At 72.2% G+C, this 16605-nt stretch carries 13 protein-coding genes and 1 pseudogene; 2 read left to right on the top strand and 12 right to left on the bottom strand.

Features of this window, described 5'->3' with window-relative positions; genetic code table 11:
• Positions 1–45: 45 nt before the first annotated feature.
• From B086_RS0103630 to B086_RS0103580, 11 genes are all read right to left on the bottom strand, one after another.
• A complete protein-coding gene (locus tag B086_RS0103630) occupies positions 46–450 on the bottom strand; it encodes a cytidine deaminase (RefSeq protein ID WP_018565039.1) in 405 nt (134 codons plus the stop codon).
• Complete coding sequence (locus B086_RS0103625) at positions 447–1709, bottom strand: ABC transporter permease (protein WP_018565038.1); 1263 nt, start codon at positions 1707–1709, stop codon at positions 447–449. Before B086_RS0103625 ends, B086_RS0103630 begins: the two co-directional genes overlap by 4 nt.
• Complete coding sequence (locus B086_RS0103620) at positions 1706–2836, bottom strand: ABC transporter permease (RefSeq protein WP_018565037.1); 1131 nt, start codon at positions 2834–2836, stop codon at positions 1706–1708. Before B086_RS0103620 ends, B086_RS0103625 begins: the two co-directional genes overlap by 4 nt.
• The gene (locus B086_RS0103615) at positions 2833–4425 is read right to left on the bottom strand and encodes an ABC transporter ATP-binding protein (protein ID WP_051115744.1); all 1593 of its coding nucleotides are present in this window, start codon (positions 4423–4425) and stop codon (positions 2833–2835) included. Before B086_RS0103615 ends, B086_RS0103620 begins: the two co-directional genes overlap by 4 nt.
• A 240-nt stretch (positions 4426–4665) precedes the next feature.
• The gene (locus B086_RS0103610; RefSeq protein ID WP_018565035.1) at positions 4666–5712 is read right to left on the bottom strand and encodes a BMP family lipoprotein; all 1047 of its coding nucleotides are present in this window, start codon (positions 5710–5712) and stop codon (positions 4666–4668) included.
• Positions 5713–5961: 249 nt separating this feature from the next.
• Positions 5962–6990 (bottom strand): BMP family lipoprotein, encoded by a 1029-nt coding sequence (locus tag B086_RS0103605; protein WP_018565034.1) that lies wholly within the window; start codon positions 6988–6990, stop codon positions 5962–5964.
• Between the two features lie 237 nt (positions 6991–7227).
• Entirely contained in the window at positions 7228–8490 is a 1263-nt protein-coding gene (locus B086_RS0103600) for an amidohydrolase (RefSeq protein WP_018565033.1), read from the bottom strand.
• Between the two features lie 324 nt (positions 8491–8814).
• Positions 8815–9996 (bottom strand): hypothetical protein, encoded by a 1182-nt coding sequence (locus B086_RS0103595; protein ID WP_018565032.1) that lies wholly within the window; start codon positions 9994–9996, stop codon positions 8815–8817.
• A 52-nt stretch (positions 9997–10048) separates the two neighbouring features.
• Positions 10049–10987: an N-acetylneuraminate synthase family protein gene (locus B086_RS0103590; protein WP_018565031.1), complete on the bottom strand. Its 939-nt coding sequence runs from the start codon at positions 10985–10987 to the stop codon at positions 10049–10051.
• A 12-nt stretch (positions 10988–10999) separates the two neighbouring features.
• On the bottom strand, positions 11000–12337 hold the full coding sequence (locus B086_RS0103585) for an N-acylneuraminate cytidylyltransferase (protein WP_018565030.1): 1338 nt from the start codon (positions 12335–12337) through the stop codon (positions 11000–11002).
• Positions 12338–12411: 74 nt separating this feature from the next.
• Positions 12412–13770 carry a DUF6716 putative glycosyltransferase gene (locus tag B086_RS0103580; protein WP_018565029.1) on the bottom strand — a complete coding sequence of 453 codons (1359 nt, stop codon included), beginning with the start codon at positions 13768–13770 and terminating at the stop codon, positions 12412–12414.
• Positions 13771–13969: 199 nt separating this feature from the next.
• Between B086_RS0103580 and B086_RS0103575 the strand changes: the two genes are divergently transcribed.
• Both B086_RS0103575 and B086_RS0103570 read left to right on the top strand, forming a co-directional pair.
• Entirely contained in the window at positions 13970–14947 is a 978-nt protein-coding gene (locus tag B086_RS0103575; protein WP_018565028.1) for a glycosyltransferase family 2 protein, read from the top strand.
• Positions 14944–16305, top strand: a complete 1362-nt coding sequence (locus B086_RS0103570; RefSeq protein ID WP_018565027.1) for a polysialyltransferase family glycosyltransferase — start codon at positions 14944–14946, stop codon at positions 16303–16305. Before B086_RS0103575 ends, B086_RS0103570 begins: the two co-directional genes overlap by 4 nt.
• Before the next feature lie 42 nt (positions 16306–16347).
• Here the strand turns inward: B086_RS0103570 and B086_RS0103565 are convergent.
• A pseudogene (locus B086_RS0103565) lies at positions 16348–16593 on the bottom strand (LysE family transporter); the annotation flags it as partial.
• Between the last annotated feature and the right edge of the window lie 12 nt (positions 16594–16605).

The following is a 16605-nucleotide window of genomic DNA, read 5'->3' as shown; positions in this document are numbered from 1 at the left end:
CGCGGGGGGCTGGGCCGGGCCGGGCGCCGAGGGGCCGTACACGGGTCACTTGGCGAGGTGCTCCGGCCCGAAGGCCTGCGGCAGCATCCGCTCCAGCGGCAGGATCCCGGCCGGGGTCTCCAGCAGCAGGTCCGGCCCGCCGAACTCGTACAGCAGCTGGCGGCAGCGCCCGCACGGCACGAGGATGTCGCCCTTGCCGTCCACGCAGGTGAAGTGGGTCAGCCGGCCGCCGCCGCTGTTCTGGAGCTGGGAGACCAGACCGCACTCGGCGCACAGTCCGATGCCGTAGGAGGCGTTCTCGACATTGCAGCCGGTGACGGTGCGGCCGTCGTCGACCAGGGCGGCGACGCCGACGGGGTAGCCCGAGTAGGGGGCGTAGGCCCGGCTCATCGCCGCCCGCGCCGCCTCGCGCAGGGCCGCCCAGTCGACGGTCGGCGCGCTCTGTGTCACTTGCCCTGTCCCTTCCGGTACGGCAGTCCGTCCGCCTTCGGCATCCGCAGGTGCTGCGCCGACAGCGACAGCACCAGCAGGGTGACGATGTACGGGGTGGCGGTCACGACCTGCTTGGGCACGTCGCTGGTGCCGGCGTACCAGACGAACATCAGCGCCGAGATCACGGCGGTGACGACGGCCGGGACGAGCTTCTTGCGCCACACCAGGTACGCCACACCGAACACCAGCAGGATCGCCAGCAGCAGGATCAGCGCGTGGACGTTGGTGGTGCCGCCGCGCAGGTTCAGGCTGTCGGTGTAACCGAACAGCCCGGCGCCGAGGGCGAGGCCGCCCGGCATCCAGTTGCCGAAGATCATGGCCGCGAGGCCGATGTAGCCGCGGCCCGCGGTCTGGCCGTCGAGGTAGACGTTCGAGGCCACGATGGACAGGAAGGCACCGCCGAGACCGGCGAAGCCGCCGGAGATGATCACGGCCAGGTACTTGTACTTGTAGACGTTGACGCCGAGGGACTCGGCGGCCACCGGGTTCTCGCCGCAGGAGCGCAGCCGCAGCCCGAAGGCGGTGCGCCACAGCACCCACCAGGACAGGGGGACGAGGGCCACGGCGACGACGGTGAGCGGCGACAGGTCGGTGATCAGACCGCCGACCAGGCCGGCCACGTCGGAGACCAGGAACCAGTGCTTCTCGTTGAGGGTGTCCAGCCAGCCCGACAGGCCGGGGATGTCGAAGGTGCCCAGCGAGTCGATCGGCGGGGACTGCTTGGAGGAGCCCTGCGGGACGCCCTCGAAGGTGAACTTCGACAGGTAGCGGGTGGTGCCGAGGGCCAGGATGTTGATGGCCACACCGGAGACGATGTGGTTGACGTTGAACGTCACCGTGGCGACGGCGTGCAGCAGCGCGCCGAGGCAGCCGCCGATGATGCCGAACAGGACACCGGTCCACGGGCCCCACTGGTAGCCGGCCCAGGCGCCGAACCAGGTGCCGAGGATCATCATGCCTTCGAGGCCGATGTTGACGACGCCCGCGCGCTCGGCCCACAGACCGCCGAGTCCGGCGAGGCCGATGGGCACGGCCAGGCGCAGCGCGGTGGACATCTGCCCGGTGGAGGTGATGCCGTCGGCGCCGGTGATCAGGCGGACGACGGAGGTCAGGACCAGGACGCCCGCGATGATCAGCAGGAGCACCGGCAGGGAGAACCGGCGGCTGCCCCGGCCGGGCTGCTTCGCCTGCGGCTTGGCGATGGTCGCGGTGGTCATCGGGCCGCCACCTCCTTCTTCTCGGAGTTGTTCTGGGCGGCGGCCACGGCGAGTTCCAGGCCGACCTGCTTCTGCTGGCGGCGCAGGCCCCACTGGCGTACGGCCTCGTAGGAGATGACGACCGCGAAGACGATCAGGCCCTGCATGATCGTGGCGATCTCCTTCTCGTACGCCACCGGGGTGGCGTAGTCGAGGGCGGGGGACGCCTTGTCGAGGAAGGCCCACAGGAGGGCGGCGAGCGCGATGCCGCCGGGGTGGTTGCGGCCGAGCAGGGCGATGCCGATGGCGGTGAAGCCGAGGCCCGCCGGGAAGCTCAGACTGTAGGTGTGAGAGTCGCCGAGCAGCAGCGGCAGGCCGGACAGGCCCGCGATGGCGCCGGAGATCAGCATGGAGATCAGCACCATGCGCTTGGCGCTGACGCCGGAGGCCGCGGCGGCGGATTCGGACGCGCCGGTGGCGCGCAGGTCGAAGCCGAAGCGGGTGCGGTTGAGGACGGCCCAGTAGGCGATGCCGATGACGATGGCGAGGAAGACCAGGCCGTAGATCTCGCCGACGTCCGAGCCGAGGTCGATGCCGGGCATCCAGCCGGACTTCTTCATGATGCCGGTGGTCGAGTTGTTGCCGACCTGCACGCCCCACACGCTGTTCAGCGTGAGGTAGCCGATGAGGCTGGTGGCGATGGAGTTGAGCATGATCGTCGCGACGACCTCGCTCACGCCCCGGGTGACCTTCAGGACGCCCGCGATACCGGCCCAGAAGGCGCCGGTGAGCATGCCCACGAGGAGCAGCACGGGGATCTGGAGGAAGGACGGCAGGGCGAGATGGGCGCCGACCACGGCGGTCATCATGGCGGCGAGCCGGTATTGGCCGTCGACGCCGATGTTGAACAGGTTCATGCGGAAGCCGAGGGCGACCGCGATGGCGGCGATGTAGTACAGCGACGCCTGGTTGATGATCAGCACCTGGACGTCCGAGTACGGCACCTGCTGGAGCATCAGCGTGTACGGCTCGATCGGGTTCTTGCCCGAGGCGATCAGTACGACCGAGGTCAGCACGATCGCCGCGACGAGCGCGATGACCGGGCCGGCCACCGCGAGGAGCACCCGCTCCTTGTCGAACTTCTTCATCGGGCCTCGTCCTCCGGACCGGCGTCGTCGGTGGTCTCTGCGGATTCCAGGTGGCCCGCGGCGGCACCCGTCATGGCCGAGCCCAGTTCCTCCGGGGTGATGGTGGCGGGGTCGGCGTCGGCGACGAACCTGCCGTTGTAGATCACCCGCAGGGTGTCGGACAGGCCGATCAGCTCGTCCAGGTCGGCGGAGATCAGCAGCACGGCCAGGCCCTCGCGGCGGGCCTCGCGGATCTGGTCCCAGATCTGCGCCTGGGCGCCGACGTCCACGCCCCGGGTGGGGTGGGCGGCGATGAGGAACTTCGGGCCGTGGCTCATCTCGCGGCCGACGATCAGCTTCTGCTGGTTGCCACCGGACAGGGAGGCGGCGGTGACGTCGATGCCGGGGGTGCGGACGTCGTACTCCTCGACGATCCGGCGGGTGTCGGCCTGGGCGCCCTTGGGGTCGAGCCAGAAGCCCTTGGCGTTGGGGCGCTCGGTGACGTGTCCGAGGATGCGGTTCTCCCACAGCGGGGCTTCCAGGAGGAGGCCGTGGCGGTGGCGGTCCTCGGGGATGTAGCCGACGCCGGACTCGCGGCGCCTGCGGGTGGGCCAGGGGGTGATGTCCTCGCCGAGCAGGCTGATCGAGCCGGAGTCGGCGTGCTGGAGGCCGATGAGGGCCTCGATCAGCTCGGTCTGGCCGTTGCCCTCGACGCCCGCGAGGCCGAGGACCTCACCGGCGTGGATGGTGAAGGTGATGTCGTCCAGGACGGGACGGCCGCCCTCGGCCTCCAGGCGGAGCCGGTCGACGGTGAGCACGGGCCGGTCGGTGACCGTCGACTCGGCGGTCTCCGGCGTCGGCAGTTCGCTGCCCACCATCATCTCGGCGAGCTGGCGCGGGGTGGTCTCGGCGGGGACGGCGGTGCCGACCGTGGTGCCGCGCCGGATGACGGTGATGTCGTCGGCGACCGAGAGGACCTCGCCCAGCTTGTGGGAGATGAAGATGACGGAGAGGCCCTCGGACTTCAGTTCGCGCAGGTTGTCGAAGAGCGCGTCGACCTCCTGCGGGACCAGCACGGCGGTCGGCTCGTCGAGGATGAGGGTGCTGGCGCCGCGGTAGAGGACCTTGAGGATCTCCACCCGCTGGCGGTCGGCGACGCCGAGGTTCTCGACGAGGACGTCGGGGCGTACGCCGAGGCCGTACCGGTCGGAGATCTCCTTGATCTTCTTGCGGGCGGCGCCGCCGATGCCGTGCAGCTTCTCGCTGCCGAGGACCACGTTCTCCAGGACGGTCAGGTTGTCGGCCAGCATGAAGTGCTGGTGGACCATGCCGATGCCGCGGGCGATGGCGTCGGCGGGGCTGCCGAAGGCCACCTGTTCGCCGTCGACGGTGATGGTGCCCTCGTCCGGCTTCTGCATGCCGTAGAGGATCTTCATCAGGGTCGACTTGCCGGCGCCGTTCTCGCCGACGAGGGCGTGGACGGTGCCGCGGCGGACCGTGAGGCGGATGTCGTGGTTGGCGACGACTCCGGGGAACCGCTTGGTGATGCCCGCGAGCTCGACCGCGGCTGTCGGCTGAGCGGTGAGCGGAGGGCTGCTGGACGCGTCGATGGCGCACTCTCCTCAGGAAAGGGGCCGCTCTACGCGCGTAGCGCCCCTGCTTTACGTAGTGCCCGGAATCGATCGGATTTTTTTCCGTCCCGATCTTTTCCGAGCATTCTGCCGCGCGAACGGGGTGCGGAGACCTGTCATGCCTCCCGCACCCCGTTCCCTGGCTGTGACGCTGCCACGCTGCCATCGCAGCGTCGCCCTGACCATGCCCGGGAAGGTTCCAGGCCGGTCACGACCGGGTCAGGAGGTCTTGACCTTGATGGCGCCGCTCTTGATGCCGTCCTCGGCCTTCTTCAGCGCGGCCTGGAGGTCGGCGTTGTTCTTGAAGACGGGGTTGGAGTCGGCCAGGCTCACACCGCCGGTGGACAGGCTGGCCCGGACCAGGCCGCTCTGCGGCTTGCCGTCCTTGACCGACTTGGCCAGGTTGAACACCGCGCCCTGGACGTCCTTCATGGCCGAGGTGAGGATCGAGTCCTTGTACTTGGCCAGCGCGTCCTGCTTGTACTGGTCGGAGTCGACGCCGATCGCCCAGATCTTGTGCGCGGCGGCGGCCTTGATCACGCCCTGGCCGGACAGGCCCGCGGCGGCGTAGACGACGTCGGCACCGGCGTCGATCTGGCCGTTGGCCGCGTTCTCGCCCTTGTCGGGGCTGGCGAAGCCGCCCTCGGCGGCCGTCTCGGTCAGGTACTGCGACTTGACCTTGACACCCTTCTTGGTGTCCTCGACGCCCTGCTTGAAGCCCGCCTCGAACTTGTGGATGAGCGGGACGTCCACGCCGCCGACGAAGCCGACGGTGTTCGACTTGGTGGTCTTGGCGGCGGCGACACCGGCGAGGTAGGACGCCTGCTCCTCGTGGAAGACCATGTCCACCACGTTGGACGCCTTGATCTGCTCGTCGTCGACGATGCCGAAGGTGACCTTCGGGTACTTCGCGGCGACCTCCTTGACGGCCGGCGCGTAGGCGAAGCCGACCCCGATCACCGGGTTGTAGCCCTGCTTGGCCAGCGTCTCCAGGCGCTGCACCTTGTCCGCGTCGGACTCGCCGTCCTGCGGCTCGACGGCCGTGCTCTTGTAGCCGAACTCCTTGTCGGCGCGCTCCAGGCCCGTCGTCGCGGCGTCGTTGAAGGACTGGTCGCCCTTGCCGCCGACGTCGTAGGCCAGGGCGAGGCCGAGGTTCTTGCCCTCGCCGCCCGAGGACTTGCTGGACGAACTGCCACAGGCGGAGACGGTGACAGCGAGAGCTGCGGTTGCAACGCCCGCAACCGCGATACGGGACACCCGGCGCATGGAAGGAGACTCCTTTGTGCAAGCGCCCAAACCAGGCGCTGGTTCCGCCGCAGCGTAACGCGCGTAGACCAGACGGAAAACCCCTTCTGTCCCCTCCGTTACCGAGCTGTGGCCGCACGGTGGCCGCCGCCGGGGCCGCCCTCACGGACAGCGCCGCGCCCCTCGCGCAAGGCGAGGGGGCGGGCGCGGAACCGGCCGGACAGGGGCCGCCGATCCGCCCGGACGGCCCCGTGTCCCGACCCGCCCGGACTACTCCACGCGGACGGTGACCTTGCCGTCGACGATGTCCTGCTTGGCCTTGTCGACGGCGGCGACGACGTCCTTCATGGCCTGGTACTTCGGGTTGGAGTCGGCGAAGCCCACGGCGCCCGACTTCAGGTCGCCGCGCACCTCGCCGGTGTGCGGCTTGCCGTCGACGACGGACTTGGTCAGGTCGTACACCGCGCCGCCGACGTTCTTCAGCGCCGAGCCGAGGATCCAGTCCTTGTACTGCGCGAGCGCCGACTGCTGGTACTGGTCGGAGTCGACCCCGATCGCCCACACCTTGTGCGCGGCGGCGGACTGGATGACGCCCTGACCGGACAGGCCCGCCGCGGCGTACACGACGTCGGCCCCGGCCTCGATCTGGCCGTTGGCCGCGTCCTTGCCCTTGTCGGGGCTGGCGAAGCCGCCCTCCTGCGCGGTCTGCGTCAGATACTGCGACTCGATCTTGATCTTCGGGTTCACGGACCGGGCGCCCTGCTCGAAGCCGGCCTCGAACTTGTGGATCAGGGGGATGTCGACGCCGCCGATGAAGCCGATGTGGTTCTTCTTGGTCGTCTTCGCCGCGGCCACCCCGGCGAGGTAGGAGCCCTGCTCCTCGTGGAAGAGCAGGTCGGCGACGTTGGACGCCTTGACGGTGTCGTCGTCGACGATGCCGAAGGTGATCTTCGGATACTTGGCGGCGACCTCCTTGACGGCCGGCGCGTAGACGAAGCCGACGCCGACGATCGGGTTGTAACCGGCCTTGGCGAGCTGCTCCAGGCGCTGCACCTTGTCGGCGGTGGACTCGCCGTCCTGCGGCTCGATGTCCCGGCCGCCGATCTTGAACTCCTTCTCCGCCTTCTCGAAGCCCGCGAAGGCGGCGTCGTTGAAGGACTGGTCGCCCTTGCCGCCGATGTCGTACGCCAGGCCGATGCCCTTGCCCGAGTACGCGCCGGAGGCGGAGGCACCGCCCCCCGAGTCGGTGCTGGACTTGCCGCATCCCGCGGCCAAGAGCGCGACGGCCGCGACAGCCACCGCGGCCTGGGAGAAACCGGTCCTCCGGGAGTTCGTACGCACAGCAAGCACCCCTTCTTGCCACGGCGCCGTCACCGGCGCGCGCCCCATGTGCCGCCCCTGGTGGCGAGTCCGGCGCACAGTAACGCGCGTAGAAGGAGGGGGGAACGGTGTTTTTCCGCGCCGTTACCGAACCGTGCCGCCGTGGGGAGGGGCGCCCGGGGACGCCCCTCCCCACGGCGGTGCGGCGGACCCGGCTCAGTGCGTCGGGTGCAGCAGCGCCGCCGCCGTGAACAGCTCCACGCCCACGCGGATCGCGGACTCGTCGGCGTCGAAGTCGCCCTGGTGCAGGTCGCGCAGGGTGCGCTCGCCGGGGGTGCGGACGCCGAGGCGGGCCATGGCGCCGGGCACGTGTTCGAGGTACCAGGAGAAGTCCTCGCCGCCCAGGCTCTGCTCGGTGTCCTCCACGGCGGACGGGCCGCGCCGGGCGGTCATGGCCTCGCGCAGCAGTTCGGTCGCGACCGGCTCGTTGACCACCGGGGGGACGCCGCGCACGTAGTTGATCTCCGACTTGGCCTTGTGCAGGTTGGCGACCTCGTCGATGGCGGCGACCACGATGTCCGGGGCGTGCCGCCACGCCTTGATGTCCAGGCAGCGCACGGTGCCGGACAGCTCGGCGTGCTGCGGGATGACATTGGGCGCGTGCCCGGACTCGATGCGGCCCCAGGTCACCGCGAGTCCGGCGCGGGTGTCGATGCGGCGGCCGACGAGGGCGGGCACATCGGTGACGACGCGGGCGGCGGCGGTGACCAGGTCGGTCGTCAGATGCGGCCGGGCGCTGTGCCCGCCGGGGCCGTCGAGCGAGACCTCCAGGCGGTCGCAGGCGGAGGTGATGGCGCCCTGGCGCAGGCCGATCGTCCCGGCGTCCACGCGCGGGTCGCAGTGCACGGCGAGGATCCGGCTGACGCCGCCGAGCACCCCGGCCTTGATCGCCTCGGTGGCGCCGCCGGGCAGCACCTCCTCGGCGGGCTGGAAGACCAGCCGCACGGGGCGGGCGAGCAGGCCCGCACGGTGCAGCTCGGCGAGGACGAGTCCGGTGCCGAGCACGACGGTGGTGTGCACGTCGTGGCCGCAGGCGTGGGCGCGGTCGGGCACGGTCGAGCGGTAGGGGCTCTCGCTCTTGGTGTCCGGGATCGGCAGCGCGTCGATGTCGGCGCGCAGCGCGAGCATGCCGTGGGCGGCGTCCGGCTCGGTGGCGTTCTCGTCGATGCCCGTGTCGTCCTCGGCGTCCTTGCCGATGTCGCAGACGAGGCCGGTCCCGGAGGGGAGCACCCGGGGCCTGAGGCCCGCCTTCTCCAGCCGCGCCTTGATCGCGGCGGTGGTGCGGAACTCCTGGTTGCCTAGCTCCGGGTGCATGTGCAGGTCGCGGCGGAACGCGACGAGTTCGGCGAACAGCGCCTCCGGCAGTGTGCCGGGCAGGGCGTTCTCCGCGGGATGATCGGCCTCGGACTCTGGGGACATCAGTTGGTTCACCCTCTGAAGGGTATGACGCCGGGACGGTCAACTGCCCCTCGTTCAACAAAAGTTCAGCCCGTCAGGGGAAGAAGAACCGGCCGTCGGCGCATAGGCGTCGAATGGGATGGGTACACTCGCCCGTCCTGCTCGGCCGAGTGGACCGCTTTTGTTCTTTTCTCCAGGCATACCACGTGCCGTCCGGATCACGCCCGAAATGTTCACCTGCTGGACGTCCGGACGGCCCGTGTCACCCCTCCCTCGGGCCGCGCGGCACGACGCGGGCCGTCCCGGCGGAGGCCGCAGGGCGTCCTGAGGTCGCCCTGCCTGAGGTCAGGGCGCCTGCGGTGCCTGCCGGCCGGGCAGTGCCGTGCCCGCGACCCGGTGCACGCCGCGCGCGGTGCCGGTCACCCCGGAGAGGAAGCCCTCGGCGCGCGGGGAGGCCGTCGGTGTCAGCCAGCTCGGGTCGATGTCGCAGACGGCGACCCGCACCCCCGTGCCCTCCAGGGCCAGCGGCAGCGTGTGCACGACCGTGGAGGGGAAGCTGAGGACCGTACGGCCGATGGGCCCGCGGCGGGCGGTCAGTTCCAGCGGCAGTTCGGGGCGGACCACCTCCAGGCCGGTCTCCACCGCGAGCCGGTGCAGCTTCTCGGTGCTCTCGCGGCGGTGCGCGAAGTAGCGGCCGGCGCCGTGCGCCCCGGCCAGCGCGCGGACGGCGGCGAGATAGCGGTCGCAGTCCACCACGCCGGTCTCCACCAGGGAGGTGCCCACGAGGTCGGCGCCGGTGGTGACACGGGGTGGCCCGAAGCGGGTCCGGGTCCACACGAACCGGTTCGCGGTGACGCTCACCCCGTCCGGGACCGTGTCGATCGGCATGGAGGAGAAGACCTCCACCCGCCGCCCGTCCCGCCCGGCGGCGCCGGGTGCGAGCCGACGGCGGGCGGCGGCGGACACCGGGGCGAACAGCAGGTCGCGGGGGCCGGGCCGGCCGCCCTTGCGGTGCCAGCGCACCAGCCGTTCGCCGCGGCTGAGCTGGGCGGTGAACTCCATGGTCGCGGTGCCGTCGTCCACGACCACCAGATCGGGCGCCCCGGTGATCGTCAGCAGCAGCTGCACATAGCGCGAGAACGGGTCCCCCATCACCACCCGCTCCGCCTGCCGCAGCCGTCCCGTCAGCGCGCCGATGGTCCTGAACGGCGCCGAGGCCCCGCCCCGCGCCTCCTCCCACCGCACTTCGTACCCCTCGTCCCGGGCCAGTTCGGCCATGCGCCGCAGCTGGCCCCGGGTCATCGGGTCGGTCGGGGCCAGTACGACGACGGTGAGCAGGTCGCGGGCGGCCCCGGCGGCCCTGTCCGGCGAGGTGTCGTCCCCGCTGTCCGTGGCCGGGCGCCGGACCTTCGCCGAGAGACCGTGGGCGTGGGCCCACTCCAGAACGTTCAGGAGCTGGACCGGGCTCTCGACGAAGGCGAGGGTGGGAGCGGGAGCGGGGCCGGCGGGGCCGGCGGCGGGGCTCATCGGCGTACGACCGTTCCGTCGCGTGAGGGTGAGGGGGTGGGCGGGCTCGGTCTCACACCGCGACCGGCTCGCCCGCCGCCGCGGCGATCTCCGCCTCGGCCACCACACCGGTGACGCGGCGCAGCTTCTTCATCGGGCCGTGCTCGGAGTCGTAGACCTTCTTCACGCCGTCGCCGAGCGATGCCTCGATGGTGCGGATGTCGCGGACGAGGCGGGTCAGGCCCTGCGGCTCGACGGAGGCGGCCTGGTCGGAGCCCCACATGGCGCGGTCGAGGGTGATGTGCCGCTCGACGAAGGCGGCACCGAGGGCGACCGCGGCGAGCGTGGTCTGAAGGCCGGTCTCGTGGCCGGAGTAGCCGATCGGGACGTTCGGGAACTCCTTCTCCAGCGTGTTGATCACGCGGAGGTTCAGTTCCTCGGCCTTGGCCGGGTAGGTGGAGGTGGCGTGGCACATGAGGATGTTGTCGGAGCCGAGGACCTCGACCGCGTGCCGGATCTGCCGGGGGGTGGACATGCCGGTGGAGAGGATGACCGCGCGGCCGGTGGCCCGCAGGGCGCGCAGCAGCTCGTCGTCGGTCAGCGAGGCGGAGGCCACCTTGTGGGCGGGCACGTCGAACTTCTCCAGGAAGGCGACGGCCTCGGTGTCCCACGGGGAGGCGAACCAGTCGATGCCCTTCTCCTTGCAGTACGCGTCTATCCGGCGGTACTCGTCCTCACCGAACTCCACGCGGTGGCGGTAGTCGATGTAGGTCATCCGGCCCCAGGGGGTGTCGCGCTCGATGTCCCACTGGTCGCGCGGGGTGCAGATCTCGGGGGTGCGCTTCTGGAACTTGACGGCGTCGCAGCCGGCTTCGGCGGCCACGTCGATCAGCTTGAAGGCGTTCTCCAGCTCTCCGTTGTGGTTGATGCCGATCTCGCCGCAGATGTAGACCGGGCGGCCGGGGCCGACCTCGCGCGAACCGAACGTGCGCAGGCGGGAGTGGGTGCTCATCAGGGGGTGTCCTTACTGGGGGAGGGAATCGAGGGTGGGGCCGAGGATCCAGTCGGCGATCTCGCGGACGGCGCCGTCGCCGCCGGGGACGGTCGTGACCGCGCGGGCGGCGACGCGTACGGCGTCGTGGGCACCGGCGACCGCCACGGGCCAGCCGACGAGGGCGAAGCACGGGAGGTCGTTGACGTCGTTGCCGACGTAGAGGACACGCTCGGGGGCGATGCCCTGCTCCTCGCACCACTGCTTGAGCGCGAGGTCCTTGCGGTCGATGCCGTGCAGCACCGGCAGTCCGAGCTTGCGGGCGCGGGCGGCGACGACCGGGTTCTGTTCCGTGGAGAGGATCAGCATCTTCAGGCCGCTCCTGCGCAGCGCCGCGATGCCGAGGCCGTCGCCGCGGTGCACGGCGACGAGCTCCCGTCCGTCGGAGTCGATCAGCACCCGGTCGTCGGTCTGGGTGCCGTCGAAGTCGAGGACGACCGCGTCGATGTCGGCGGCGGTCGGGAGGGGGCCCGCGGGCACCCCGGCCGCGTCGAACAGCGGCGCGAGGGCGCGGGCACGGGCCAGGTCGTGCGGGTCGTCGATCTCCAGGACGCGCGCCGGGTCGGTGCGGACCGGTTCGGTGCGGCCGAAGAAGCGGTGCCGGCGGGCGCGGAAGCCCGCCGCGTCCATCGCGTACGCGGCGCCGGTCTCCAGCAGGTCCTGCGGGCGGTCCTGGCGGCGGGGGCGGAAGGACTTGTCGTGGTTGACGCCGTAGCCGCCGGTCGCGGGGGTGGCGGGCGCGATGGTGGCGGCACCGGCGCGCGGGCCGTCCGCGCCCCCCGCCGCGATCGCGGCCGCGCCGGAGTACGCGGGATCGGCCGCGCCCGCCGCGTCCTCGGCGGACCGCCACAGGAAGCCGTGGAAGGGCGCCACGGTCACCGCCGTGTCGGCGCCGTCCTCGACGACCGCGCGGGCGACCCCGTCGACGTCCTCACCGGTCAGGAACGGGCTGGTGCACTGCACCAGCAGCACCACGTCCACCACCGCGCCGTGCAGCGCCTCGTGGGCGTCCAGCGCGTGCAGGACGGCCGCCTCGGAGGTGGCGGTGTCGCCCGCTATCGCGGCCGGCCGCAGCACCACCTCGGCGCCCGCCTCGCGGGCCACCGCGGCGATCGCCCGGTCGTCGGTGGAGACCACGACGTCCGTCACGAGCCGGGCGGCGCGGCACGCGCGCACCGCCCGTGCCACCAGCGGGACGCCGCCGACGGGGGCGAGGTTCTTGGCGGGCACGCCCTTGGAGCCGCCGCGGGCGGGTATCACCGCGAGCACACGGCGCGCCGGGGCGCCCTGGCCCGCTTCCGGGTGGGACATGACTTCTGCTCCTTGACGTGGGGCCGGACCGCCCGCGTACGGGACCGGACGGCCGGGGTGCGGGGCCGGGCCGCTCACAGCTCGCCCATCCGCCGGATCACCGGCGCCACGCGCTGCACACCGTGGCGGTAGGCGCCGCGGGCGGCGCGGCGGACGGTCCGCCGGACCGCTCCGGGCTCCCGGCCGGCGGCCGGTGCGCCCGGCAGCGGCGCGCCGTCGGGTCCGAGGTGGTGGCGGGCGAGGAGGCCCGGCAGATAGCCGGGCGCGGTCGCGGGGGTGTAGTAGGGGGCGAGCGGGGGCAGCGCGCCGCGCTCGCCGAGCAGGCCGGCGATCTTCTCCCGGGCCTCGTCGAAGGCACCGGCGTACGAGTCCTCGCCGGAGGCGTCCGGTCCGGCGGGCGCGCCCCCCGGCGCCACGCCCTGCCGGGCCACCCAGTCCTCCTCGGGCACCGGCCGGTGCCCGGCGTCGAGCTGGTCCCAGGAGGCGAGGCAGCCGGAACCGGTGAAGTGGTGGTTGCCGAGCGTCTCGCGCACCCCGAGGTCGGTGAGGACGGCGGTGGGCACCCGGCGGTGCAGCGCCTCCAGGGCGGCGGTGGAACTGACCGTCACCAGCAGGTCGGTGCGGTCCAGCACCTCCCCCATGTGCCCGTAGACCAGGCGCAGGTTGGGCGGCAGCGTGAGCTTGCGCGCCAGTTTCTGGTACGGCAGTTCCTCGATGTGGGTGGTGTGCTCGCCCGGCTTGGAGCGCAGCTTGAGCAGCACCTCGCGCCCGGGGTGCAGCCGGGCGTGCCGGATCAGCCGCTCCAGCAGGTAGGCGCGGTCCCGGCGGCTCTCCGGCACGGAGGGCTGCGCGGCGAACACCACGGTGTACGGCTCGTGCGCGCCGGTGTAGGGGACGCCGCCGAGGAAGGGCAGGGCCACCTCGGTGACCGCGGCCGCGTCGGCGCCCACCCCCTCGTAGACGGCGCGGAAACGCTCCGCGTCCTGGCGGGAGTTGGCGAGCACGAGGTCCGCGCCGTGCCGCAGCAGCAGGCCGTCGGTGAGCTTCTCGTAGACGACGCCGACATAGCCGGTGACGACCACGGGCCGCCGGGCGGCGTCCTGCCAGGTGTGCCGCAGCCCGTGCAGCACGGCCTGGACGCCGCCGCCGACGAGGGCGAGGACGAGCAGGTCGTAGGGCTCGGCGGCGGGGTCCTCCCGCACGGCGCGCAGGAACTCGGCCGCGCTCACCTCGCGGAGCGAGTCGGCGCGGACGCCGACCTCCGTCAGCTGGCGGGGGGTGGGGGTGGCACGGCCCCGCAGGAGGTAGCCGTCGAGCCGGACGGCGGCACCGGCGGGGGCAAGGCGCTGCGCGGTGAGCGCACCCCATTTCCACCGGGTGTCGGAGTCGGCGAGAACGGCGACCCGCAGGGACTTCGTTGCACTTGCTGGCACGCCGAAGACGCTAGGAAGGTATTTCTAGGTCCGGCACAACCCGAATGCAACAAACGGTTAACAGCACGCCTCCGAATGCCGAATCGGCGCCGGAGGGCGACTCCGGAAAGCCCGGTTCACGGCATCGCCACATGCCGTTCACCCCGGGGCGGCCCACCGGTCAAGACACGGTCGGGACCGGCACCCTAACGTCACACACGTGGTCAAGCTCTCCGTCATCGTGCCGTTCTACAACGTGCGGCAATACGCACCCGACACCGTGAAGAGTCTTCGTGCGAACACGCGTGACGACTTCGAATTCATACTCGTCGACGACTGTTCGAGCGACGGGACCTTGGATGTCCTCGCGCGCGCGAAACGCGAACTGCCCGGTGCGGTCCTCGTCCGGCGCGAGCGGAACGGCGGTCTGGCGACCGCGCGCAACACGGGGCTCGACCGGGCACGCGGCGAGTACGTGACGTTCCTGGACGGCGACGACTGGCTGGCCCCCGGCTACTACCCGCGGCTGCTCGCCGTGATCGAGGAACTGGGCTGCGACTTCGTCCGCGCCGACCATGTGCAGTGCACCGGGCGGGCGCGCAGCGTGCACCGGGTGCCGCACGGCCGGCGCGGGGTGGTCCTCGACCCGCGGGCGGCGATCCTGCCCGCCGACCGCACCACGCCGGTCGACTACGCCTACGCGTGGGCGGGCGTCTACCACCGGCGGCTGCTGGAGCGGGGCCTGCTGCACTTCACGGACGGACTGCGCACGGCCGAGGACCGGCCGTGGATCTGGAGGCTGCACCGGGAGGCGGAGTCCTTCGCCGTCTGCGGCCTGCTGGGCGTCCACTACCGGCGGGGCGTGGCCACCTCGCTCACCCAGATCGGCGATGTGCGCCAGCTCGACTTCCTGCGCGCCTTCGACCAGGTCGTCGAGGAGACCGCCCGGGACCGGGAGGCCGACCTGCTGCTGCCCAAGGCCGTACGCACCTACTGCGCGATCCTCGCCCACCATCTGGGCTCCGTCGAGAGGTTCGAACCGCCGGTGGCCCGGAAACTGAGATCGCTCGGCGCGCGCGCCCTGCGCCGGATGCCGCAGGGCGTCCTGGACGAGGCCCTGGACTCCATGGACGTCCGGCGCGCCACCCGGCTGCGCCGGCTGCGCCGCCGCCCGGCCGCCGCGGGGGCCGCCGCGTGACCACCCGGATCTTCCTCGCCTCGACGCTGTACGGCGCCGCCACGCTCGCCGCCGCCCTCGACGCCGGCTGCTTCGGCCCGGCCGGCCGGCGCATCCTGCTCGTCTGCAACACCACGGCCAACCCGGAGACCACACCGTCCCTGGACGACATGCCCGGGTTCGCCCGGCTGCGCCACCGGTTCGACGAGGTGCTGTCCTGGAACGAGACCGTCTCCCCCGTCCACCCGGGCGGCTGGTCCCCGCGCCCGGACGACGTACCGCTGTGGGAGCGGCATCTGCGGCTGCTGTGGGACCTGGGGGACGACGACGTCGAGCTGGCCGTCGAGTCGATCCAGGTCGACCCGGCGCTCGCGGTCTGCCGGATCTTCACCGGCGCGCCCGTCACCGTCTACGCGGACGGCCTGATGAGCTACGGCCCCACCCGGAACAAGATCGACCCGCTGGTGGGCACCCGCATCGACCGGCTGCTCCACCTGGACCTGGTGCCGGGCCTGCGGCCGGTGCTGCTCACCGAGTTCGGTGTCGAGCCGGAGGTGATCCCCGCGGACGCCTTCGTCGAGGTGCTGGCCGAGCTCGCCGACGCCGCCCCGGAGCTGCCGGACCTGCCGGACGGGCCGGCCCTGCTGCTGGGGCAGTACCTGGCCGCGCTGGACATCCTCACCGCGGAGGAGGAAGAGGCCCTGCACGTGCGGATGCTGCGGGGTGCCGTGGCGCTCGGTCACACCCGGGTCGTCTTCAAGCCGCACCCCTCCGCACCGGCCCGCTGGTCGCGGACGCTGGAGCAGGAGGCGGCGCGGCTGGGCGCCGAGCTGACGGTGCTCGACGTGCCGGTCCTCGCCGAGGTGCTGTACCAGCGGGCGCGTCCCGCGCTGGTGGTCGGCTGCTTCTCCACCGCGCTGCTCACCGCCTCCACGCTGTACGGGCTGCCGGTGGCCCGGACCGGCACCGGCATGCTGCTGGAGCGGCTGACGCCGTACGAGAACAGCAACCGGGTGCCCGTGACGATCGTCGACGCACTGCTGCCGGACGTGGCCGACGCGGCGGCGGTGGCCGGGCAGGGGCCCGGCCCGGGGCCGGCCACTCCGGCGGCCGTGGCGGCGCTGGCCGAACTGGTGCGGGCGGTCGCCTTCGCGATGCGGCCGAGGATCTGCCCGGGGCTGCGCGGGGACGCGGAGCGGTATCTCGCCGCCCACCCCGGTCCGCACACCCTGCGCTACTTCAAGCGCCGTCGGCTGACCGCCCTGGGGCTGCCCGGCGGGGTCCCGCGGCAACTGGCGTTCATCCCGCGCAACGCGACGGTGCGGCGGGTGGCCCGGCAGGCGCGGGCCCTGCGGCGCCGGACGGGCCGCAGGGCCTGAGCCGGTCCGCCGGGACGGGCCGCGCGCGAGCGGGTCCGGCGGCTACGAACCGGCCAGCGACAGCTTGACCGCGAAGCCCAGGAACAGCGCGCCCGCCGCCGAGGTCGCCCCCGCCGACAGCCGCTTGCGGCGGCGGAAGGCGGCGGCCAGCCGGGTGCCGCTGAAGATCAGGGCGCTCAGATACAGGAAGCTGGCCACCTGCGCGAAGGCACCGAGCACGACGAAGGAGAGAGCCGGGTAGGCGTAACCCGGGTCGACGAACTGCACGAAGAACGAGCCATAATCCAAACGACTGCTAGC

The sequence above is a fragment of the Streptomyces sp. PsTaAH-124 genome (genome assembly GCF_000373685.1).
GTDB classification, from domain to species: domain Bacteria; phylum Actinomycetota; class Actinomycetes; order Streptomycetales; family Streptomycetaceae; genus Streptomyces; species Streptomyces andamanensis.
This window is presented reverse-complemented; position numbering and strand designations above follow the sequence as displayed.